This is a genomic window from Sphingobacterium psychroaquaticum, from assembly GCF_004421025.1.
Lineage (GTDB): Bacteria > Bacteroidota > Bacteroidia > Sphingobacteriales > Sphingobacteriaceae > Sphingobacterium > Sphingobacterium psychroaquaticum.
Genome location: NZ_CP038029.1, coordinates 1,762,153 through 1,786,638 on the forward strand (window position 1 = coordinate 1,762,153; position 24,486 = coordinate 1,786,638).

A 24,486-nucleotide genomic window follows, 5' to 3' on the forward strand; every position below is an offset into this window, starting at 1 on the left:
CTTACCAAAATACACTTATATGACTTTTAGTGCATCGAAATTTCTATTTGCTTGTTTATCCTTTTTCCTATTTACACACGCCGTTACCGCTCAGAATTATGCGGGGCGCTGGCATGGTGATTTAGATGCAATGGGTACCATCATTCCGATGGTTATCCAACTCCAAAAAGTTGAAGGTACCTGGAAAGGTGCTTTAGATGTGCCAAGCCAGAATGCACTTAATTTGCCTTTGGATATTAGCCTTGTGGGAGATAGTGTCTCCTTAAAGGGACCAAGTGGTATAAAAATAGCCGGACGATTTAGTTCGGATAGCGTGTTACATACGGTTTACTTTCAAAATGGTTTTGAAGCAAAGGTCTTGTTCAAGCGAAAGGAAGGAACCGAAATGGTTAGTTTACCGCCTGCACGTGTACGCCCACAAGAACCGAAAGCACCCTTTCCTTATTTAAGTCGTGATTTTAAGATTACAGATGAAGGGACGACGCAGGCTGGTACCATAACAAGCCCTAAGGGGGAAGGAAAGTATCCCGCCGTTATCCTCGTGAACGGTTCTGGACAACAGAATCGTAATTCGGAACTGTTTGAGCATAAGCCATTCCTAGTTTTGGCGGATTATCTTACTCGAAATGGAGTTGTTGTGCTGCGGTATGATGACCTCGGAACAGGAGAATCTGTAGGTGATGTCGGCAGTTTAACGACATTAACAGCGGCAGATAATGCGGAGAAATTACTAGCGTATCTTAAGAGTCAGCCGGAGGTTGATGGTAATAAACTTGGTATAATTGGCCATAGTGAAGGTGGTGTGATAGGTCCCATTATTGCGGCGAGAAATCCAGATGTGAAATTTGTGGTTAGTTTGGCTGGGATGGCTATTTCAGGCCGCGAGTTACTGGGGCAACAGTTGATGGAGCTTGGGTTAAAAGGGGCATCAGCGAGCAAGAAACAATTCTATATGTCGATGCTGGATGCGATGGCAGCCGAGAATACTTATAATCAGGCACGGGCCAAAATGGAGGATCTAATTGAGGAGTTTAATGGTGTGGAAAAATTGACCAAAGAAGATACCGCTAGCTTACAGCCTTTATTTATGCCTTGGTATTTGACGTTCCTGAAATTACAACCAAAAAATTATTTGTCTGAAGTGAAAGTACCGATGTTGGTGCTTAATGGAGACAAGGATGTTCAGGTGCGTTCGGAAGCGAATATTGCTACTTTTCAAACGTACTTGCCTGCAAATAAGAAGCATACTTACAAACGCTATCCACAATTGAATCATTTGTTTCAAACCGCTCAAACAGGTCATGTAGATGAGTATGTAACGATTGAGGAAACGTTCAATCCGGAGGTGATGAGCGATGTCCTGGAGTGGATGAAAAAGCTCTAAGCCTCGGTTAAATTATTGGATATCCCGTTTTTTTAACGTAAGTTGTTAACTATGATATTTTTACCTGAGATAGAAACGCAACGATTGATTCTGCGTGAATTGCGGGATGAAGATGCCGCAGCTATTTATGCTTATTTTTCGCAAGATTCGGTGACCGAGTTTTATGATTTAGAAACGTTTACCAGTATTCGACAAGCGCGTAGCTTATTGAAGTTATGGAAGAATTTGTATGTCAAAAGAGGAGGGATGCGTTGGGGGATTGTGTTAAAAGGCGAAGACGATCAAGTGATTGGCACATGTGGCTATCATGCCTGGTCTAAGATTCATAACCGAGCAGAAATTGGCTACGAATTGGATCCCACTTATTGGGGGCAAGGCTTGATGACTGAAGCAATTGAAGCTATCGTTCGTTATGGAAAGAATGCGATTAAACTAAGGCGTATAGAGGCTTTTATCGATCCAGCGAATCGTTCCTCTGGTCGGGTTTTGGAGAAGGTCGGTATGGAAAGTGAAGGCATTTTGCGAGATTATTATTTTGAAAAAGGACGTTTTGTCGATGCGGAAATCTATTCGATTATCAATAAGGAAAATTAAAAGTACTTATAAACAATCGCTACCTGAACTTCGTCGTATAATGGACAATAGGAAGCAATAAGATTCCTTATCTTTGTTTTTTTAGATAAAGATGATACAACTCGCCATCATTAGTGATATACACGGTAATCTTTTAGCATTAGAAGCTGTTTTAAAGGATATTTCAGATCGTTCTATTGACCAGATATATTGCCTCGGTGACCTCGTTGATTTTGCCCCGTGGGGAAACGAGGTAATCGATCGGATTCGGGCACATCGTATTCCTTGTTTGTTAGGGAACCACGATGAGCGTATTGCATACGATTTACCAATTATACCATTAGCCCATCATGATGCGATTGAAACCGCGAACCGCGAGATCGCGATCAACTGGAGTAAACAGAGTATTCGAGCAGATAATAAGCAATGGTTGGCGGCACTGCCGTATAACATTACCTTGACTTATAAGAGCGGATCTTCGATAAAGAATATCTTGTTGGTACATGCTACGCTGGAAAGCAACGATGCCTATATGTATCGTGATGATTCTAAAAACGAGCTTATAGCGGTACTGAAAGAACGTTCGGTTGATACGCTGGTCATGGGACATACCCATCAGTCCTATATCCAAGAGCAGTCGGATATTCTTTTTGTCAACAGTGGTTCTGTTGGCCGCAGTAGGGAGGATGATCGAAAAGCAACCTATACCATATTGCAGATTACGGAAACAGGAATAGATGCTGAAATCGTGAAACTGAATTATGCTATTGACGAAGTGGCCTCTGCAATCTATAAGAGTGACATCCCAAATTTCTACGGTGATTTTTTATTAAAAAAGGCTGCATTAGTCTAACTCCAACCTGTCAAATTAAAAGTATATGATCAAAGAAGAAGTTGCTGTTTTCTGGTTTCGAAGAGATTTACGTTTAACGGATAATACAGGCTTGCATCACGCTTTGAAGGGTGGCGTACCAGTGCTTCCTATTTTCATCTTTGATACCGATATTCTGGATCGATTGGAAGATCGAAACGACCGTCGTGTTGACTACATTCATCAAGCCATTTGTGCCATTAATGAAGAGTTAAAAAGATATGGTACCACTTTATCTGTTTATCAGGGTAAGGTGATGGATATCTTCGAGGAGCTGCATGCTTCTTACCGGATCCAGGGCGTCTATTGCAACAGAGATTACGAGCCGCAAGCGATTCAGCGAGACACCGCCGTTTTTCGCTATTTTGAAGAAAAGGAAATCAGCTTCAAGGCTTATAAGGATCAGGTTATTTTTGATAAAGGAAATATTGTGAAAAGTAACGGTGAGCCCTATACGGTCTACACACCGTATGCGACAAAGTGGAAGCAGACATTACAGGGATCTCATTATGCGGAAGTGAATCTCGAACTGGATAATTTCTTTCGACAACCATTCATGCCGGTGCTTGCGCTTGCTGATCTTTCTTTCGGTAAGACTGATATTACCTACGTTGAGCCAACGCTTGATCGCCGTATAATTGAGACATATGATGCGACAAGAGATTTTCCAGCGATCAAAGGAACGACAAACCTCAGTATAGCGTTACGTTTTGGGACGATTAGTATACGGAAGTGTGTTTCTTTTGCCCTTCAATATAATCAAACCTGGCTTTCAGAGTTGATTTGGCGCGAGTTTTTTATGCAAATTCTCTACCATTTCCCCCATGTGGAGAATCATGCTTTTAAAGAGAAATATGATCGCATTGCTTGGCGCAATGAGGAGAATTTGTTTAAGTTTTGGTGTGAAGGGAAGACCGGCTATCCGATGGTAGATGCGGGCATGCGCGAGTTGAATACCACCGGATTTATGCATAATCGAGTACGGATGGTAGTTGCTAGCTTTTTATGTAAACATCTCTTGATTGACTGGCGTTGGGGGGAAGCTTATTTTGCCGCTAAACTGAATGATTATGAACTATCGGCTAATAACGGAAATTGGCAATGGGCAGCAGGATGCGGCTGTGATGCGGCTCCCTATTTCCGGGTGTTCAATCCTACACTACAAAAAGAAAGGTTCGATAAAGAGGGTATCTATATTAAACGATGGGTTCCAGAGTGGGGGACAGCAGCCTACCCTGATCCTATTGTGGATCACAAAGAAGCTTCAAAACGAGCGGTCGCGGTATATAGCTTAGCCGTAAAATAGTGTAGGGGCTACGTGCGGCTTAATTGGTTTCCGGTAACTTCTTTTCTAAACGTTCGATTTTTGCGGTAAGTTCCTTGAGTAGTTTTAAATGGGCGACCTGGGAATCGAATAATTCTTTTATTTGATCCTCCAGAAGAACATCTACCTTTTGGTGCAGGCTTCGTATCTCCAGCTCCGCTTTGAGGTTTACCAGATAATCATTTTCGCTCCGTTGTCTATCTTTTTCCTCTTGACGATTTTGGCTCATCATAATGATAGGCGCTTGTAGCGCTGCCACACAGGAGAGTACGAGATTCATCAGAATAAAAGGGTAGGGGTCGAATTGTTCATTCTTTGCGACAACCGTGTTGTAGAGTATCCATAACATCAATATGACCGTGAACAAAATAATAAACTTCCAGCTACCGCCAAAACGAGCAACCTTATCCGATATGGCTTGCCCCCGCGACAACATTTCTTTTGGGGGATGGAGTAGGTTGTTTACGATGAGTTGTTCCTCCTCCAATGTTTTTTTTACTATATCATGAAGTTTCCGAATATGATCGTCACTTTGTTCAATCATTGCAATAATCTCTTTGTTGCTTATTTGTTCTTCTTTCATGATGAATAGGCTGCTGAGTTAAAGATATAAACTAAGGTTTAAAGATACAAGAAGAACTTCTGCCTGGAGAAAAAAGGAGGCGCCATTTTTTGATGGCGCCTCCTAATCTACCTTATTTTGGAAGTAGTGACGTTAATAACCTGGATTCTGTACCAAATTAGGCTCTGTAGAAAGACTGCTTTCATGGAATGGCCATAAGTATTGATGTGGTTGGAACCTACGATCTTCCACTTTTAGTACTTCTTTTTTATCACCTACGAGTCGCGCATGGCCCAGTAAAGGTTGGTTTAATACCTGCTCAGCAAGTCTCCAGCGTAAGATGTCGTCGTAGCGTAAGCCTTCGCCGGCAAACTCAGTACGTCTTTCGTTGCGTATAAGATCTATCCATTCCGTTTGTGTTTTGGACACCAATGTTACGTCAGCAGTGGTCATATCCAGTCCCGCACGTTTACGCACTTGGTTGATGCAACTTTTTGCCAAATCATCCACATCGTTAAGCATAATCTTTGCTTCCGCATAGGTTAACAATACTTCCGCGTAACGAGCAAGGCCAAAGTGCATATTTCCTCCAGTCCTGAAAGCATCCGCTTCGTCCACAAACTTTTTAAACCAATAACCTGTGCGGCTGCTGCGGAGGTTCTGGTAATAGAAGATTGCCTTCGGGTCGTAGATATCAATTTTTTCCTTATTGAAGAGGTCGCCATGCCCGAAAATACTTGCAGCTAAACGCGGATCTCTATTCAATTTCGGGTTTAACTCATATTGTTCTTTCGTATGCAAGGGGCATTTATCAATCGGTCTTCCCTGTAGTGTCCAATAACTGTCGACAAGCGCTTTTGAAGGGACAACGTAAGACTGACCTTTGCCTGTCCGGTATTGGGGAGCAAGGTGTTCAAAAGAGGCTGTCGCCGTATTGTTGTGACTCTCCATGTCAAATTTGATGATAAATTCTTTATTTGTTTTATCTGCTTTGTAGTTAAACAAGTCTTCATATTTGGTGTGGAGTTGAAATTTCCCGGAATCCATAACCTCTTTCGCCAAGCGGGCAGCTAGGTCATAACGACCATGTTGGAGCGCGTAACGCATGACCAATGTCTTAAAGGAATATTTGTTAAACATGTATACATTGGTGGTGCCTTCCTCCTCTGGTAGGCGGTTGGCGACATCTTCACACATGTCGAAAAGCTTATTTAGCACTTCTTCTTTTTTTGTTACAGGAGGCGTTGCTTCCTCGAGGGTAACAGGAACTAATACGAATGGAATGTCTCCCCAGTAAGTGGTAATACGGAAGTAATGCCAAATACGTAGCCCTTCGAGAATAGCTTTGTATTTTTGACGTATGGCCTCATTTTCCACATATGGAGTCTCGATATTTGCCAGATACGTGTTGATGCGTCCAACATGTTTGTTAAATAATGTCCAATAGTATTCCGAGGCACGGGCATTACTAGTGAAGTTTCCATTCGCTATAATCATGTGGTGATCCGTCTCAATACGGGCATAGGCGTTATCGCTGCGACCTTCACTCATGTAAAAGAGTAATCTTCGTTCCGTAGGTCCCATAAAGGCATCCAGATAACTACTGTACACGACTCTTCGTAAATCTTCCTCCGTGTTGAAGAATTCTTCAAAAGAAGTTGCTGTTGGATCTCGTTTATCTAAGAATTTTTCACAGCTCGAAAAAAGGGTTGCTGCTGCGACAAGGGGTAATATATATCTTTTCATTTGCTTATTTCTCAATTAATAAATACTTGTGCTGATACCAAAACTATATGTCGCCATTCGTGGATAGTTACCATTACCATCATTGGTTGATGGGCTATCTACATCGATACGCTCCGGATCTAAACCTTCCCATTTTGTGAAAGTAAATACATCTTGTGCATTGGCATATATGCGGAAGTTCTTGAAGCTTTTTCCAATCTTAGGAAAGGTGTATCCCAACTGAAGTGACTTGACGCGGAAGAAGGCCGCGTTGCTAAGCCAAACATCACTTAAAAGTGTATTTGTAGTTGGACCTGTCCACAGACGAGGAAAGCGACTGTTGGGGTTCTCTGCAGACCAATAATCATTAGCATACTCTACCCGAGGAGCCCCCAGATTGTTGCTGTTTCCATCCACAAAAACCGGATAAGCTTCTTGACCAATCAGACGTCCTGTACGTTTCCCAATACCTTGACCTAAACCAAAGAAATCCCAATTTTTATACTTTAATGTAATGTTTATTGCGTAATTCATGTGTGGTAGAGGGTCAGCGAGATAAGTCCGGTCCTGATCGTTGATAATGCCGTCACCATTACGGTCTACATAGCGTATATCTCCGGGCAATGTGTTTGGTAGCTTTGCTTGTGTAGCATCTATTTCAGCTTGGTTTTGGAAGTACCCATTGGTTTCAAAACCATAGTAGTTGTTAATAGGAATTCCTTTGTACCAAATACGGTTGTTATTGCCTTTAAAAATTAAGCTATCTGTGACGTTGTGTCCTGCTTTGAGCATCCTATTTTTATTATCAAAGAGCATTCCCCCTACGGTATAGGAGAAGTCTCCTTTTTTGTCGGACCACGAAGCCGAAAGTTCCCACCCTTTGTTTTCCACTTCACCAATGTTTACGGCCGATATAAGTGTGTTGGAACCCGTCAGTGGGGGCACTGCAAATTGATCGTAAATTAAGTCATACGAGTTTTTGTTATAAACTTCTGCTGTTACTGTCAAGCGATCTCGGAGTGCTGTAATATCAACCCCCACATTCCATTGTTTTTGCTTCTCCCAAGAGAATTTTGGGTTGGGAACACGCATGGTCCAACCCCAGGTGTTTACCGACTCCTCCCATAGATAGGGGTCTACATTTTCATTTCCAATAAGACCGTACGATCCACGGAATTTAAGGTTGGTGATGACCTTGCTGTCTCGTAGACCGCTGAAGAAAGATTCGTTATGTGCGTTCCAGGCTACAGCTCCTGAAGGGAAGAAGCCCCAACGGTGTCCGGGCGCAAATTTTGAACTCCCGTCAGAACGTCCGGTTAACTCCAGGATATATCGGTTATCGAAAGCGTAATTTAGTTTCCCGAAGAAAGAAGCTTTACTGATTTCTTTATAATCTGTGTAGGTAAGGTTCATTACCTCTGTTCCTAAAGTAAGATATACCTTATCGCGACTGTCCCGAAGATCTTTATTGTAATTCAATAATCCGCGTGCGGTGAGCTGACTTTCACTAACCCCTTGACTGGCTTCTACATTGTTTGTCCAGATGGTGACTGGCGCATTGTTTTCGTCAAAGAATTTATAGGTCTGGCGTTCTTGTTTATTCGCCGATTTATTAATCATGTAGGATACGTTTCCTTCGATATTCAAATTCTTATTGATATTGTATTTTGGACGAAGATTAATAGTGCTCCGATCGTACATGCTATTTTTTGTTCCTCCATGCTGAATAGCAGCCACTGGATTCATGTTGTTGTGCAAGATATAGGGCTCTGGGCGGTCAATATCATAGAATATAGACTGTGTAGGGTTCATGCGCCAGGCAATTTTATACAAACCATGACCATCATCGTTCGCAAGAAGTCTGTTTACTTGTAAGCGATGTGCGTAAAAGTCGGCCATAAGCACAAATTTGTCCGCAATATTGATGTTGGTATTAAAACGAGCCGAGAATTTTTGTGATCCTTCAATTTTGTTGAGCCCGTTTTCCTTAATATGGCCCAACATGAGGTTGAAGGTACCTACACCACCGCCACCGGATACGCTCGCGTTGTTATTTAGCGCTGTCGAGGTGCGTTCCATAATCTCATCGACCCAATTCACATCTTTCTTTTGCCCACTTTCGAAAGCTGAAATTTCTTCTGCGCTATATACAGGAGGTTGTCCTTGCTGCTGTAATGTTGCATTTCGAAGCTTCATAAACTCGGCACCCCCTACAAACTTGGGTAGATCAATTGGTTTGTTGACTGCAAACCAATTGTTGGTACTGACTTTAAACTGACCCGTCTGTCCGCGCTCTGTTTCAATAATAATTACACCGTTTGCTCCACGAGAACCATACATTGCGGTAGATGCAGCATCTTTCAGTACTGTTACACTCTTAACTTGGTTGGGATCGATATCATGGATGCTTTGTTCCATACCATCGACAATAACCAAAGGGTCGGCAGCACCTAAAGTGCTGATTCCTCGGATAGAGATAGTTCCTGGTACACTTCCGGGTAAGCTGTTGCCACGCATCATGGTTACCCCGGGCATCGTTCCAGAGAAGGCGTCTTGCATTTTGAAGATAGGGCGATTTTTAATCTTATCCATATCCAATTGGGCCACCGAGGAGGCGACGTGCTTTTTGTTTACTTCGGAGAAACCTACAACAACAATTTCATCAAGACCAATATCATCAGAATTTAATGTTACGTTTAGTTCTGTTTTGTTTTCGATATTGATTTCGGTTTGATGATAGCCTACGCCGCTGAAGATCAATGTTGCTCTGTTTCCTTGTGGTAGTTGGATTTGGTATTCCCCTCTGTCATTGGTAGTTGTGCCGATGTTGGTCCCTTTAATTAGAATACTGATGGAAGACAAAAGATTGCCTTTTGAGTCTCTAACGATGCCTTTTGTAGTTTGCTGGGCATACAGTTGTGTGACCGCTGCCATAGTAAAAATGGCAGCAATAACTGGTTTTCTCATAGTTTATAATTACGTGTTTAAATTAGTTTTTGACTGGTATTTGGTTTTTAAAAGTATTCTTTATTTTATAAATACGCAAATATAAGTTATAATTTGTTTTCGTAATGTTATTAAATCTTTAATTTAAAAACTATTAACCTTGTTTTTGCGTTCTTGTATTTCGTTTTGTTTCATTTATGTTTGTTTAGACAAATAAAATTAAGATTTGCCTATGGTGAGCTCATTGTATAGTGTTCGGGTGTTAATAAGCTTTAGGTTTTGAGATGACGGTAGAAATTTGAAATGTTTTAATGCTCTTTCCAATCTTAAAAGCTCTTTCTGCACGTTATCGTGTAAAGAAAACTATCGGTAGGAATGATGTATAGCGTACTATGATGCCTGCGGCAGTTTAGCGAAGGAGAGGAGGAGTGGGGGAGGTTTGGTAGCGACGCTACATCATTCGTGTTGGAATGATGTATAAAAGAGCGCTGATGTTTGTATTTTTGGGGGAGGAAGTGAGGTTCGCGCCGTATGGCGCGAACTCCTTATCTTTCAATATCCTTAAGGCTTGCCATTTTTTTGTATTCTAAGAAGCCTTTGATGTCTTCAAAATGTTCACGAACACGTTTGTTGCCAAACTCAAAAACTTTTTTCGCCAGGCCGTCCAAGAAATCACGGTCGTGTGAAACCAGAATCAATGTACCATCAAAGTCTTGTAATGCATCTTTGATAATATCTTTTGTCTTCATATCCAAGTGGTTGGTTGGCTCATCGAGAATCAAAACGTTCACCGGCTCCAGCAAGAGCTTAATCATAGCTAACCGCGTCTTTTCACCACCCGATAATACTTTTACTTTTTTCGTTGTGTCATCACCGCTGAACATAAACGCGCCAAGTAGGTCTTTGATCTTAACGCGTACATCGCCGACGGCAATTTGATCTATGGTTTCGAATACGGTTAATTCCTCGTCCAATAACGCGGCTTGATTTTGTGCGAAATAACCAATTTTTGCATTATGACCTACTTTAAGAGAGCCTTCAAAGTCGATTTCGCCCATTATAGCCTTGATCATCGTAGACTTTCCTTCACCATTTTTTCCAACGAAAGCGACTTTCTCTCCGCGTTCGATCACTATTGCGGCTTTTTCGAACACCAGGTGATCTCCATATGCCTTCGTAAGATCTTCTACAATCAGTGGATACTGTCCTGAACGTGGAGATGGTGGAAATTTTAAACGAAGTGCAGAGGTGTCGACCTCATCGATTTCTATAATCTCTAGTTTCTCGAGCATTTTCACCCGCGACTGCACCTGTAGCGTTTTGGAGTAAGTACCTCTGAATCTATCGATAAACTCTTGATTGTCGGCGATAAAACGCTGTTGCTCTTCGTACGCTTTTAGTTGGTGCTGACGTCGCTCTTTGCGCAATTCTAGGTAGTGACTGTATTTAGCTTTATAGTCGTAAATGCGACCCATCGTTACCTCAATAGTACGGTTGGTAATATTATCCACAAAGGCACGGTCATGGGAAATAACGATTACTGCTTTTGCAGAATTGACCAAGAAATCCTCTAACCATTGAATACTTTCGATATCCATGTGGTTGGTAGGCTCATCCAATAAAATTAAATCAGGTTTTTTCAGAAGGATTTTTGCTAATTCAATACGCATGCGCCATCCACCGGAAAATTCGGAGGTCTGACGGCTAAAATCGGCACGCTCAAAACCTAAACCTTTTAATACTTTTTCTACCTCTGCATCGTAGTTGGTGTCTTCGATAGAATAGAACTTTTCACTCAATTCTGAAACACGCTCGATTAACTTCATGTAATCATCGGTTTCGTAGTCGGTTCTGATATTTAACTGTTCGTTCAATTCTTCCAACTCATCCCGCATTTTATATACTTCATCAAATGCTTTAGATGTCTCCTCAAAGACAGTCATGCCATCCGTGGTAAGTAAGTGCTGAGGCAAGTAGGCGATTACAGCATCTTTGGGTCCTGATATATTACCTGTTGTTGGCTTTCCAGCCCCCGCAATAATCTTTAATAGTGTGGATTTTCCTGCACCATTTTTACCCATAAGGGCTATTTTATCATTTTCATTGATCGAGAATGATACATCACTGAAAAGTGTCGTTCCACCAAAAGAAACGGAGATGTTGTTTACGTTGACCATTTTTATTCTTAAAAGCCTGTGCTGGCTGATTTATAGCGGCTACTTCTTTGTTTTTGAAACAGTCGGCTTTTGTTAGCTTGGCGTGCATAACGTTAGGCAAACGGCTTTTGTCAATACAAACTATGTAGCTAAGCGTATTTGGGCGCAAAGTTACGATTAAAAAAGATTTTTAACAGATAGATTTTTATGATGGTCATAAGATGCTGAAATAATACAAATGCATCGATTTCAAAGGTCTTTAATTTTGCGAAAGGTTTAAAAAATGTTAAATGATATTTTTTTAAGTCTTTCGGCATTGCTTTTGAATTAAAATAATAGATATTTAATCATCTATAAATTCTTAAGCCTATGAAAAAGATAAGAGTTACAACGGAGGATGGTTCAGAATTAAAAATCAATAAATCTGATATCAGAGTTTCAAAGTGTTCCCCGAGACAATACCCATTTGCATTGGTTGGCGTATCGTTAAAAGACGGGAAGATCATACTTGAAAAGCGATCAGATAATTTATAGAAAACCATCACATTATAATAATTCTCACCTTTGATCGTCTCGAATACAAAGGTGAGAATTTTACCTTCTATTTTGCGATTTGAATCTTTTCACCATTATAGGTATACCTATTTATGTATATCTTTATTATTAAGAACAGATCGATACAAATGTCCGCAGAAAATATAAGATCAGGCAACAGGTATACTTTGGAACATATGGTGCCTTCGCAGTGGGAGCTTTATAAAAGTATCCGGCTTGAAGCCCTCCAGACCAACCCGGAAGTGTTTGGAAGTAACTACGCGAAAGAAGTGCTGTATACACAAGAAAATTGGGTTTCTTTTTTAGCAGATTCGACGCGCGCTATTTTTGGCTTATGGAGGCAAGGTGAGATCGTCGGTTTGACGGCTGTGGCACTTCATCGAGATGATCCAACCAAAGCGATTCTGTATTCGACATTTATCAAAGAGGAGCACCGTGCAAGAGGCTTGTCACGGCTTTTCTATGAAGCTAGAATTGAGTGGGCCAGATCCCAGGGGTGTGCCGCGGTGGTGGTGTCTCATCGACAAGGTAATGACGCTTCCATGGCGGCTAATCAGCGGTATGGATTTATTTATACACACAGGGAACAAACGCAATGGCCCGATGGGACTGTCGATGATGAACTGATGTATATTCTGGAATTGTAGAAAACACCTGCCTTGGCAGGTGTTTTTATTTATTGTTTTTTAAAAACAAAATGATGCGTAGGTTGGTTAATTTGAAAAGATAATAAGTACATACCTCCTGTGTTATATTATGAGTAAAAAAGAACAACCTTACCTGGGGCTCCATGACGATGAGGTCATCGAATCTCGCGCAAAGCACGGCTCCAACCAATTGAAGTCTACGACAAGGTGGCACTTTTTACATACTATTTTGGGCTTGTTAAAGGAGCCTATGATCATCCTTCTATTGGTAACCTGCAGTATATATTTGATTAACCGATCGTATGATGATGCAATTTTTATGGCATTTGCGATTTTATTTATGGTGGCGATAGAGATTTTTCAAAACATGCGAACGAAGGTCGCCATGGAAAATCTGAAGGATTTGTCGCAGCCTAAGACTCTGGTATATCGTAATGGGGAAAGGTTTTATATACAGAGCGAGGAATTGGTTGTGGGTGATGTGATGGTGGTGGAAGAAGGGGGCGCAATTCCTGCTGATGCTTTGGTTTTGGATTTCCATGATTTTTCGGTTAATGAGGCTGTTTTAACGGGGGAGTCTCTTTCTGTTTTTAAAAACACCTCCGGTGAGAACAAAATCTTTAAAGGTACTTTAGTGGCGACGGGTACAGCGACAGCAAGAGTTACTGCGGTGGGAGATTTTACTGCGATCGGCAAAATAGGAACTTCAATTACGGCAATTGAAGTGGAGAAAACGCCATTAGAGGTGCAGATAAACAACTTTGTTGGTAAGATGGTGCTAGTTGGCGCGTTGGTATTTGGAACGGTGTTGTTAATTAATTATCTCGAGTCGCGGTCTTTTGTGGACAGCCTATTGAAATCGTTGACATTGGCTATGAGTATCCTACCGGAAGAGATTCCTGTTGCTTTTACCTCTTTTATGGCGTTGGGGGCCTGGCGTCTGATGAAGGTGGATGTGGTTGTTAAGAATATGAAAACAGTGGAGACATTGGGTAGCGCCACGGTAATTTGTGCAGATAAAACAGGAACTCTTACACAGAACAAGATGCAGTTGGCAGGCGTTTATTCCGCTGTTGAAAAGGAAATTTTTTACTATGAGGGTAAGGCTGATACTCATGGGGCAGAGGTGGTCGCCGTTGCGATGTGGGCGAGCGAATCTATGCCTTTCGATGGAATGGAAAAGGCGCTGCATAAAGCTTATTTGGAGCAGCAGGAGACGGATCAACGGAATACCTATACATTGGTGGAGGATTACCCGCTCAGTGGGCAACCGCCCATGATGACGCATGTATACGAGAAGCCCGATGGTCGCTTTTTGGCAGCCTCTAAGGGGGCTCCGGAAGCAATTATTGCGGCTTGTAAAATGAGTAATGCTGAGGTTGCTGTGGTTACTAAAGTAATGGATGAGCTGACGTCAAATGGATATCGATTACTGGGGGTCGCATGTACAGAATTGGATACTGCCGATTTCCCACTAGACCAATGGGGGTTTGATTTTGCCTTTGTAGGTTTAGTTGCATTTTATGACCCACCCAAAGCGAATATTCGAGAAGTGCTTAGCGATTTCCGTAAAGCAGGTATTGAAGTTAAAGTTATCACGGGTGATAATCTGTTGACTACAAGAGCGATTGCGCAGCAGGTCGGGCTTGTACAAGTTGAAAATGGTTTGATCGGGGCGCAAATACAGGAAATGACGGATGAGGAACTGTCTAAGCAGTTGTCCAACACGGCTGTTTTTGCGCGCATGTTTCCGGAAGGGAAGTTGCGGATTATTAATCTGTTGAAAAAACAAGGACATATTGTGTCTATGGTAGGAGATGGTGTTAATGATGGCCCTGCTCTGCGTGCAGCGCATATTGGCATTGCGATGGGACATAAAGGAACTGATATTGCGAAACAGGCTGCCTCATTGATATTAGTGGAAGATGATCTTTCTCGAATGGTCGACGCAATAGCGATGGGAAGGCGGATATACTCGAATTTGAAGAAAGCCATTCAGTATATAATCTCTATTCATATTCCTATTATACTTACGGTTTTACTTCCATTGATATTGGGGTGGGTATATCCCCATATTTTTACGCCCATGCATATTATTTTCTTGGAGTTGATTATGGGGCCAACGTGCTCTATTGTTTTCGAGAATGAACCGTTAGAAAAAAATGCGATGAATGAACCTCCTCGTTCCTATGTTCGTACTTTTCTGAAAGGAAAGGAGCTTATGGTGAGTGTCGTGCAGGGGCTGGTGATTACCCTTGGTATTTTAATAACGTATCAATGGGGTGTTTCGAGAGGTGCGTCGGAGAGTGAGGTGCGGAGTATGGTTTTCCTTACATTGATTAATGCGAATATCTTTTTAACCTTGGTCAATCGCTCGTTTTTTTATTCGATTTGGTATACATTACGCTATAAAAATAATTTGGTGCCTCTTGTTATCAGTGCAACTGTACTTTTGGTAATGTCCTTATTTTTGATTCCTTTTTTTACAAGCTTCTTTGGTTTTACGAGTCTCTCTATGGAAAAATGGTTTTTTAGTTTAGTTGTAGGTGCGCTTTCTGTATTGTGGTTTGAGGTCGTGAAATGGTATATCAGGGGCTCTAAAAAGACATCTGAGCGTAATAAAAAGGATCGCGTGTAAGAAAGGAAACCACGTCGCAGCAAGAAGGCGGGCGACGTGGTATTCATCGTTATTTTTAAGAGATCTTTAAAGCACCGATTGCAGAAATTCACGTAGCTTTTCACCGCGCAGGTTTTTAGCAATGATTTTACCTGATGGATCAATTAAGAAGTTTGTCGGTATGGCGGTTACCATGTACAAATTGTTAGCGTTGCTTTCGTCCTTGCGATCGATGGCATGTACAAAGGGCATCGCATCTTCTTTTAGCGCCTTTTCCCAAGCAGATCGATCTTTGTCAATTGACAGCGCAAAGACGGTAAAGTTTTTATCTTTAAATTCCTCATACGCTGCTTTTACGTGCGGCATTTCTTTGCGACACGGCCCACACCAAGAAGCCCAAAAGTCCAACAATACATACTTGCCACGGAAGGCTGCCAGTGATGCCTCTTGACCATCCAATTTTGGAGCAGTAAACGTAGGTGCTTGTTGTCCGACCTCGATTCTGCTATAACGTTGTAGGTCATTTTGCATCTTTAATAAATAGTAGCTTTTGGTTAGTGATGCGTCTCCAAATTGGCCTAAAAATGCCGTAAGCTCTTCTTTGGTACTTCGCGGCGGACAATATTGTGTCGCCAACATCGCGTAAGTCATGGAGTTCGGATTCTTTTTTACAAGCGACATAATTTCGGTTTTTTGTAAACCATAAATTGAATCTATCTTTTTGCCTTCCTCCTTGAGCATAGCCAGGTTTTCTGGAGTTTTTGCTTCCGTATTGTATGCGTGGAAAGCCTTATTGTAACCGTCTGTTGCTTTTTTCAGGAGTTTAGTCGATTGAAGGCTATTATACGTTTCATTGAAAAGCCGCATCGGCTCCGACTTACTAATTTGCTCCTCCGTGAGGCTGCCATCAACTACTTTTGCGTGGATCTCAGCACCTTTGTTTCCTGTAAGGAAGTAAATCGCAGGTCGTTTCATGGAAGGTCCCAAGTTACCGAGAGCCGGTACATGCAGTACATAGAAGCGTTGGTCTTCTATGTTCAATGGTAAGGTTAACGCAAAGCGATCTTCTTTACTGCTGGTGGTACCAATAACTTGGTGGTTTGCATCTAAGATATGGATCTCTTGATTTCCCAGCCCGACCAGTCGGCCACTGATATTTACTTTTGTTTCTTGTGCGTCGGCGTATGAAAAAATGCCACTCAATCCCAGGATGTATCCTAGTATTATTTTTTTATTTACCATATTTTGTCTCTAAGAAATGAATAAGTTCATCGTGATGGATATGTTCTTTGATAATTTGCCCTTCCTCGTCAATAAGAAATAAGGAGGGTAGCAGCTTAACTGCATATGCTTCCGCTGTTGTATTTCCTTTAAAACCTGTTAGATCGGAAATCTGTATCCATGGAATCCCATCCTTATGGATTGCTTCTTTCCATAGATTTTCTTTATCATCCATGGATAGGGAAACGATTTCAAAGCCTTGATTTTTGTATTTTTGGTACGTGCTGACCAGTTTCCTGTTCGCAATGCGACATGGTGCACACCAGGAAGCCCAAAAATCGAGTAATACTACTTTGCCACGCAATTGCGCTAAGTTGAACGTTTTGCCAGCAGCCGTTTTGCTGGTCAGTGCCGGTGCCTTTTTTCCTACAAGGTAGGTCGCTGCTTTGCCTTTCAAGGCAGACTGGAGCTCTTTATAACTGGCTGTATAGGCTAATTGGGGATCGAACAGTGCAGATATTTTTCGTAGCTGTTCATAATTGAGGACCGCAAAGTAGGGACGGCACCAATCGATTACAGCAATAGATGATGGATAGCATCGGATATAGTTGTAGCGAATCGAATCCACTTTGTTATTCCATTTTTGCATGGCAATCCCCAGTTGTACTTTACCTTCCTCATCTGCATTTTCATATTGCCGTCCAAGTTGTATCAAGCTGTCCTGAAGCTGTCTTGTATCTTGTTCAAAACCCTTCTTTAAAGCGTTCTGTGTACCGCCAATAATTAGATTATTGTGTTTCCAATCTTCGTCAAGGCGAATATATGTTGAACCTTTTTCTAGATAAAATTCAACACTACGGCGGATTCCTTTTAGACGAATGCTGGCGCTATAAGATTTGTCCACTGTGCCGGAAAAAGAGAATTTATTATCCTTCACCAGAACCGAGTCTAATAGCTGACGCCCTCCATCGTTTTTATACAAATAGGCCCACGAAAGGGGAGATGTCGAAACGACTTCACCCGAGATACGATAGTCTTCTTGTGCAGTAGCGGTGATGGATAGGCCACAAAGGCCTATCCATAAGAAGAATTTAGAAATACTGCTCATACTACCGCGGATTAGGAACCATGTTGGTGTTCATCAGTAAGACCTTTGCCGGAATCTGCTGTACAAATTTTAAGGAACCTTTTTCCAAGGTGTAGTCGGCTCCTGTGTTTGCTCGTTTGTATGTTTGGGCAAATAGTTGGTCCTTATCTAAGCGCTTCATATCCAGCCAACGTTGTCCGCGACCAAAAAGTTCAATACGTCTTTCGTTGATGACTAGTTTAAGTGCATCTTCTGCTGCTGTCGCCGTTAGTAGTTTGTAGTCGGCTGGGGCAAAGCGTTTTTTACGTAAATTGTTTAGTAGTGTTAAAGCTTCACTGGTTTTACCTGAACGGGCGTAGCATTCTGCTGCAATCAGCATCATTTCTGGCACCCCGATATTGTAGTTGAGCTCGCTACGAAGATATACTGGATATGGCTCCTTGGTCGGTGTGCCATTAAACTCCAGGTTAGACCAACCAAATTTAAAGCGCAAGTCTTTCTTGTCGATAATGCTCAATAAATCAGGAGAAATGCAACTGCCTGTCAGTATAGTCCCCGAATTGGTGATCCGATAAGCAAAAGCTTCTGGATCCGCCTCTGGTTTAGGTTTGTTGGTAATGCCAGAGTGAGGTTTAGCAGGGGTCACAAAAGAAAAGGTGTTGTAATCCACTAGCGTGCTTTTCACCTGTAACACTTCATTGGCGAGTCGCAATGCCTCGCTGTAATTTCCCATCTGGAGGTGCACCCGCGCCAACATCGCTTTTGCTCCGGTCTGGTTGTTGCGATATACATTTTTTGCTTCGAGCGGTAGGAGTGGGATTGCTTCTTGCAAGTCACGTAGGATGAGGTCGTATACCTCTTTTATTGTGGCACGAGACGGTTTTGATTCCAGGTCTGGAACCGTCAACAGGGGAACGCCCAGATCCTGCGCTGCGGTTTGCGGGTTATATACCGGAGCATATAGGAGGATCAAATTGCTATAAGCAAAAGCCCGGTTACATAATGCATCGCCCTTCACTACGTTGACCCGATCCTGAGGTTCGGCACTAAAGTTGGGGATATGTTCCAAGATAATATTGGCGTTGTAAATATTGTTATACATCGGGTTCCATCCATTATCATTTTCAGTATTCAGATAAAATTCTGGAGCCCACATGTAGGTTTTTGAATTACTTGTATTGATGCTGCTGTTTACCTGTGCATCGGAGAGGTAAATGCCATCCGATAGGCGTTCCAGCGTGGCATTGCCCGTTGATGCATAACTTGGGTTGGATGAAAGCTCTTCAAAATCTTGTAATGTTTGTGGGATAAACTTGCCTTTGGGAATAACATCAAGATAGTCTTGACAGCTAACCAATGAGGCAGAGATTACGAGTAGTGTGAATATTTTTTTCATTTGTCGTAGAATTATAGTGTTAGGTTTAAGCCAAAGGTGATTACTTTCGGCTCTGGTAGCATGTATTGTCCTCCTATAATTGCTTCGGGGTCAATGCCCGATTTATTGGCTTTCCAGAGGTAAACATTATTTAACTGTGCGACGGCACGGATACTTGAGAAAGGTAGGCGTCCTAATAGTTTCCGGTCGTTGATCGTATAGCCAAACTGTACCTCGCGAATACGTAAAAACGAGGCATTGAAAACGGAGTTGCTCGATAAGGTAGCTACACGGGTGTAATTTTCGCTTAAGTCTTTCAACTCTGGTATCGTCGGTATGTCGGTCAGCAGTTCGTCGCCTGGTTTTTGCCATCTGTTAGCAATCTGATTGTTGTACGCACCATTCCAGTCATAGCCATACATACTTGGCATTTCTTTGCGTGCGACATGACCTGTATTGAATACGGTATACACGGATAGGTAAAATCCTTTGTACGTAAAGGTATTGGACCAGCCGCCACTTAGGAGCGGACGTGTGGTTCCGTTGTGTTCCAGGGATCCGATAACCGGAATATAAGTGAGTTTATTATCTGCATCGTATGTTTGCGGATAACCTTTCTCATCTAAGCCTGCCCAGCGGTAGCTCCACAATGCGTCACGGTCGTAGCCCACCAGGAACGGAACGGTATTTTTCGGACGGTTGATGGCCGGGTTGGAGTCCGTAATATTGTTCGACGTCACTTTGCTTTTATTAAAAGCAAGGTTTACCGCGCTGTTCCAGTTGAATATACCACGGATAATATCAGCTTTTAAGCCTATCTCTACCCCATTGTTTGTTAAAGAAGCCGCGTTGATCGTCGCTTGAGTAAGGCCTACTGTAGGATCGAGATCATTGGTGCCTAAAAGGTCATAGCTGTTTTTCCTATAATAGTCAAAAGTCAATGCAAATCGGTTATCCAACAAGCCTATATCAAGACCGGCATTGAAGGTGCGCGATTTCTCCCACCGTAATTTCTCGTTTGGGGGAGTTTGTAATCGTGCAACATAATCGTTTGCTATATTGTTGAAGAAACGTGTTGCCACAAGATAGGTACTTGTTGTGTTTGCGCGATCAAAATTACCGGCAAGACCGATGGTCGAACGTACACTCAGTTCTGAAATGAGATCCGATTTGAAAAACGGCTCATTGTGTATTAACCATTTACCGCCGACGCTCCAGAGCGGAGTTTTGCGTAAGCTGGGGTCTGCTCCAAACAGATTTGAGTAGTCGTTCCGTAAACTTCCTGTTACAGCATAACGTTTGTCGTAGGTATATGCCAACGTGCCATAGAAGGAATATTCTCTATTCTCACGATATTCGAGTTTATTATACCCTGCGGCATCGTAGATCTGTCGTTTTCCGTCCCAATTTGTGATACCCGCAGCTAGCGTTTTGGCTTCAATATTTTGCTGGGCTAGTAAGTCATCATTGTAGCCCAAGAGTCGGTGGGTATTTGCATCCGCAATGTTCTTGCTGATATCAAATCCTGCCAAAACATTGATATAGTGTTTCTCTTGAATGTTTTTGACATAGTTCAGTTGGTTTCGTGTAGCTATTCGGCGGTAGGTTGAATGGGTATTGTCGAATACATCGCCGTAGGGGATGTGGTTGACCAACTTCTTTGTCGTGGCGTCTGTAGTGGTAAATCTGTTCACCAAGTCGCGCGTGTAAAACGTTTCTTTGCTGCTTATGTTGCGTTGGTTTCCGGCCGTACGCTCATAAACAAAGTCATTGCTTAACTTTAGCCCATCGATAAGCTTCCAGTCGAGACCAAACAGCGTGCGAATACCAAAATTTCGGGTTCTGTTGTTGGCCAGTTGGTTTTCTTCATAGATATTGATGCCGTTGTCAAGTAAGCCTTCTTTAATTATTTGTTCGTTTACTTTGGAGCTGAACTTGTAGTAATTATTGATATACTGTCCTTGTTCATTCAATAACAGCTGGTACGGTTGAAGATTCCGAATCTCTCCGGTTAGGCTGCTGAGTCCTTGGGCTCCCCACATGTAGTCAACAGCTATATTGGAGCGCAGGCTAACAAATTTTGCCAATTCATACTGCATCCGGTTAGCTAGGTTAAAGGACTGCTGCTGTGTCTCTTTGGTACCCGCCAAATCGTGCTGGTAGTTCGCGGAGCTGTAGTACCGGAACTTGTCGGAACCACCCGATAAGCCGATAAAATGACTTTGGTTAACCGCCGGGCGTAATAGAAGCTCGTTGACTTGTGCCTGGTTATCCAGTTGAGCCAAAGCCCCTAGGCGCCTATCGCGCTCTTCCAGCGTGATGTCGCCACGATCATAATCTAAAATGGCACCAATCGATTGGGAATAGCCGGTAGAATTGCCGTCAAATATTTGATGATCGATATATCCCTTTTTATACTGCTCTTTTTCATAGTCTATTACGGTGGCCGCATCGGCTCGTTTTAGTGCTTTGTAATCTGGTCGCATTGCTACACGCAGATTGCCGGAATACTGAATGGTATGTTGTCCACTCTTCCCTTTTTTAGTGGTAATGACGATGACCCCATTGGCGGCCTGCGAACCCCAGACGGCTGCTGCGGCCGCATCTTTTAGGACGGTGATGTTCTCGATCTCGTTGACATTAGGCATAATCTTGGACGGAAAGCCATCGATAATCATTAGTGGCTCTGTTCCGGCGCGTAAGGAGCTCCCGCCCCGGACACGCATGTCGGTTACGCCGTTAGGTCCCTTGTATAACGTTAGTCCCGGAATAGATCCTTCCAGTAGTCCTTCCAGTGTATTATTATTTCGCGCTTCAATCTCTTTTCGATTCATGCCGGCATAAGCCCCTGTCGTGTTTTCCTTGTTGTAGGCTTGGTAACCTGTTTGGATCACGTTTACCTCTTCGAGTACAGCTTTATTTTCTACCAATTGCACCAAGACCGTTTGGTCTATGGAGGAGATACTGTATTCCTGAGGTTGGTACCCTACATAAGTAATTAAGACATGAACTGGAAATTTATCGGTCTTAATTTGAAAAGCCCCCTTTTCATCCGTTACGGTGTTTTGGTACTGTCCGGAACTACTGTAACGGATAGAGGCGCCAGCAATGGGGGCTGCATTTGGATCCAGTACGCGGCCTACAATAATCTGTTGTGGTGCTTGTTTACTCGTGTCACGTTTAATGACAATGGTCTTCTTATGCAATGTGTACTGCAAAGGCAAATCTGCAAACAAACGGTTTAATACCTGCTCGATATTTCCGTGGGTTGAAACGTTGACTTTGATATTCGAAAAATCTTCCCCTTCCCAAAAGAAAGTATAGCCGTTTTCTTTTTTTAGTTTTTCAAAAATCTGATTGAGTGATTCTTGTTTAGCCTGAATAGAGATAACCTGTGCTAAGGAGATCGAAGGATCCTGCAGGAGCGCTAAGCCGAGCAGTGTAACGCCCACACGGCGTACAGTCGGTTGTCTCATGCCTTTCCAGACACGATCTAAAATGTAATGATTCATAATATATTGTTAGGTAAATTTTACTTGTTTGTCAAACGCACAATAATTTTGTCGTCCACATTACGGATGGTATACCGCATATTGTCCTGTATTAAGATTTGCAATACCTCGTTCAAGCTGTAGCTTTTGGGAATATCACCGTGGTATTGTCCTTCGGGGAGTTTTTCTTCAATGTCGAATTCTACCGGATACCAACGTGATAGTTGATGGCATACTTGAACCAGGCTTTCCCCCTGGAAGGTGAAATAGCCGTCACGCCAAGATTGACCGCCTTTACCTGCAATGCTTCTGAAGTCCAACACACCATTAGTCTTATCATATATACTTTCTTGACCCGGTTTTAGGATAACAGATTTATCTGCTGTGCGATCGGTTTTTAATGTTTGTACCTTCACAGAGCCCTCGAAGAGGCTGGTGCTCGTGACCGGATCATCGGCAAAACTCTTGACATTGAATTTGGTGCCCAGTACCTCCACGACTTGACGGTCTGTGTGTACGCTGAATTTTACGAAACCATGATGTGCCAGGTTTGTCACTTTGCTGACCTCAAAATAAGCTTCACCCTGAAGACGTACTGTTCGCGGTGTTGCTGTATTTGATTGAATTGGGAAGGAAAGGGTAGATGCTGCATTTAGCCATACACGTGTGCCATCAGGAAGTAGTAATTTGATGTCCGACCCCACAGGTGTTTGTACTTGGTAGGGCGCCGTTTGCTGGTTTGTGTCGCCTAAATACTGGTACGCGAGGTATCCATCCTCGGTCCGGTAAAGCAATACCTGATCCAACAGGATAGAATCCCCTGGTTGGATGCTATTTAATGCTAATCTTTGGTTGTTGGCAGTTATCAATTCAGGAGTAGCCGTACTGTCTACATTTACTATTAATTCAGTCGCATTTTTTTGATAATCACCCGTTATAAACCAAATGGAACATAGGCTCATAATCAAAACGGCAGCTGCGGTCCAGGCATACCAAGGGCGTCGGTTAATTCGTGCTGTATGTTGCTTATGTGGTAAATTTTGCTCAATCCGATGTAATCGATGTTGCAAATCATGGGCATCAAAAGTAGTTTCTTCTTTTGCCTGCTCATTGTACCATCGGAACAACTCCGCTCGCTCCGTAAGGGTGAGTTTACCGTCTCTATACTTTTTTAATAGTCCTTCAATATGTGCAGGTTTCATAATTGTCTTGATGCTTTCTTATAGGGTAGACAATTTAGAATGCTAAAGGATATACGCACATTGAAAAAAAATTAGGTGCCCATCAAAAGTAACACACCACGTAGCACATTAGTCTTTAGAATCTTCAGTGCTTTAGATACCTGGAGCTTTGAGGTGCCTTCGGTAATATGCAGTAAAGCAGCAATTTCTTTGTGGCTTAAGCCTTCCTTGCGACTCAATACAAAAATTGTTTGCATCCGTTCGGGAAGTTTATGTATTTCTGATTCAATGAGGTCTGCCAGCTCTTTCTCCAATAAAAAATGATCTGCATCGGGTTCGTGGACAGGATGCAGGTAAAGTGCGTGGTTGATATAACCCTCGATTACTTTTTCACGACTAAGCCTATTCAGTACACGGTGTCGTACCATGCCGTACAGATAGGATGAAAGCAGTATCTGTTCCGGTATCATATCCCGCTTTTCCCACAAGGTGGTATATACTTCCTGAATAACGTCTTCGGCATCATCCATATCGCGTAAAATACGATGGGCATGTTTAAAAAGAATCTCTTTGTATTGATGAAAAGCAATGTCAAAGGCTGTGGTGTTTCCTTCGCGAATAAGTCGTGCCAAATCTTTTTCTTGGATCGTATTCATCGTTGCTCACGGTATTGTCGCCTAGATTTTGCTATGGAAGCCTGCGGTGTCAAAGTTAAATATTGTTTAGTACCATCAAACATAAGAAAAGTGAAAGGTATTTGCAATAAATAAA

Annotated in this window: 16 protein-coding genes; 6 read left to right on the forward strand and 10 right to left on the reverse strand. The window is 42.4% G+C overall.

Annotated features, from left to right (window positions below; genetic code table 11):
* Positions 1-19: 19 nt before the first annotated feature.
* The 4 genes from E2P86_RS07260 to E2P86_RS07275 all read left to right on the forward strand — a co-directional run bounded on the left by E2P86_RS07260 (position 20) and on the right by E2P86_RS07275 (position 4,134).
* Positions 20-1,384 (forward strand): alpha/beta hydrolase family protein, encoded by a 1,365-nt coding sequence (locus tag E2P86_RS07260; RefSeq protein ID WP_134431941.1) that lies wholly within the window; start codon positions 20-22, stop codon positions 1,382-1,384.
* Between the two features lie 51 nt (positions 1,385-1,435).
* Entirely contained in the window at positions 1,436-1,978 is a 543-nt protein-coding gene (locus tag E2P86_RS07265) for a GNAT family N-acetyltransferase (protein ID WP_134431944.1), read from the forward strand.
* A gap of 91 nt (positions 1,979-2,069) precedes the next feature.
* Positions 2,070-2,810, forward strand: a complete 741-nt coding sequence (locus E2P86_RS07270; RefSeq protein WP_134431947.1) for a metallophosphoesterase family protein — start codon at positions 2,070-2,072, stop codon at positions 2,808-2,810.
* Positions 2,811-2,835: 25 nt separating this feature from the next.
* On the forward strand, positions 2,836-4,134 hold the full coding sequence (locus tag E2P86_RS07275; RefSeq protein WP_134431950.1) for a cryptochrome/photolyase family protein: 1,299 nt from the start codon (positions 2,836-2,838) through the stop codon (positions 4,132-4,134).
* A 19-nt stretch (positions 4,135-4,153) separates the two neighbouring features.
* Here E2P86_RS07275 and E2P86_RS07280 read toward each other — a convergent pair whose 3' ends face one another.
* From E2P86_RS07280 to E2P86_RS07295, 4 genes are all read right to left on the reverse strand, one after another.
* Entirely contained in the window at positions 4,154-4,735 is a 582-nt protein-coding gene (locus tag E2P86_RS07280) for a DUF1003 domain-containing protein (RefSeq protein ID WP_085472772.1), read from the reverse strand.
* A 132-nt stretch (positions 4,736-4,867) separates the two neighbouring features.
* Positions 4,868-6,460 (reverse strand): RagB/SusD family nutrient uptake outer membrane protein, encoded by a 1,593-nt coding sequence (locus E2P86_RS07285; RefSeq protein ID WP_085472773.1) that lies wholly within the window; start codon positions 6,458-6,460, stop codon positions 4,868-4,870.
* Between the two features lie 15 nt (positions 6,461-6,475).
* Positions 6,476-9,406, reverse strand: coding sequence for a SusC/RagA family TonB-linked outer membrane protein (locus E2P86_RS07290; RefSeq protein ID WP_134431953.1), 2,931 nt, complete (start codon positions 9,404-9,406; stop codon positions 6,476-6,478).
* A gap of 524 nt (positions 9,407-9,930) precedes the next feature.
* Positions 9,931-11,562, reverse strand: coding sequence for an ABC-F family ATP-binding cassette domain-containing protein (locus E2P86_RS07295; protein ID WP_134431956.1), 1,632 nt, complete (start codon positions 11,560-11,562; stop codon positions 9,931-9,933).
* 662 nt (positions 11,563-12,224) lie between these two features.
* Here E2P86_RS07295 and E2P86_RS07300 point away from each other — a divergent pair.
* Positions 12,225-12,743, forward strand: a complete 519-nt coding sequence (locus E2P86_RS07300) for a GNAT family N-acetyltransferase (RefSeq protein ID WP_166785161.1) — start codon at positions 12,225-12,227, stop codon at positions 12,741-12,743.
* Between the two features lie 109 nt (positions 12,744-12,852).
* On the forward strand, positions 12,853-15,381 hold the full coding sequence (locus tag E2P86_RS07305) for a cation-translocating P-type ATPase (protein ID WP_134431962.1): 2,529 nt from the start codon (positions 12,853-12,855) through the stop codon (positions 15,379-15,381).
* Positions 15,382-15,447: 66 nt separating this feature from the next.
* Here E2P86_RS07305 and E2P86_RS07310 read toward each other — a convergent pair whose 3' ends face one another.
* The 6 genes from E2P86_RS07310 to E2P86_RS07335 all read right to left on the reverse strand — a co-directional run bounded on the left by E2P86_RS07310 (position 15,448) and on the right by E2P86_RS07335 (position 24,371).
* Positions 15,448-16,602, reverse strand: coding sequence for a TlpA family protein disulfide reductase (locus E2P86_RS07310; RefSeq protein WP_134431965.1), 1,155 nt, complete (start codon positions 16,600-16,602; stop codon positions 15,448-15,450).
* Positions 16,592-17,689, reverse strand: coding sequence for a TlpA disulfide reductase family protein (locus E2P86_RS07315; protein ID WP_134431968.1), 1,098 nt, complete (start codon positions 17,687-17,689; stop codon positions 16,592-16,594). Before E2P86_RS07315 ends, E2P86_RS07310 begins: the two co-directional genes overlap by 11 nt.
* Before the next feature lies 1 nt (position 17,690).
* The gene (locus E2P86_RS07320) at positions 17,691-19,064 is read right to left on the reverse strand and encodes a RagB/SusD family nutrient uptake outer membrane protein (protein WP_134431970.1); all 1,374 of its coding nucleotides are present in this window, start codon (positions 19,062-19,064) and stop codon (positions 17,691-17,693) included.
* An 11-nt stretch (positions 19,065-19,075) separates the two neighbouring features.
* Positions 19,076-22,555 carry a SusC/RagA family TonB-linked outer membrane protein gene (locus tag E2P86_RS07325; RefSeq protein ID WP_134431973.1) on the reverse strand — a complete coding sequence of 1,160 codons (3,480 nt, stop codon included), beginning with the start codon at positions 22,553-22,555 and terminating at the stop codon, positions 19,076-19,078.
* Positions 22,556-22,575: 20 nt separating this feature from the next.
* Positions 22,576-23,736, reverse strand: coding sequence for a FecR family protein (locus E2P86_RS07330; RefSeq protein ID WP_134431976.1), 1,161 nt, complete (start codon positions 23,734-23,736; stop codon positions 22,576-22,578).
* A gap of 71 nt (positions 23,737-23,807) precedes the next feature.
* Positions 23,808-24,371 (reverse strand): RNA polymerase sigma factor, encoded by a 564-nt coding sequence (locus tag E2P86_RS07335; protein ID WP_134431979.1) that lies wholly within the window; start codon positions 24,369-24,371, stop codon positions 23,808-23,810.
* Positions 24,372-24,486 lie beyond the last annotated feature (115 nt).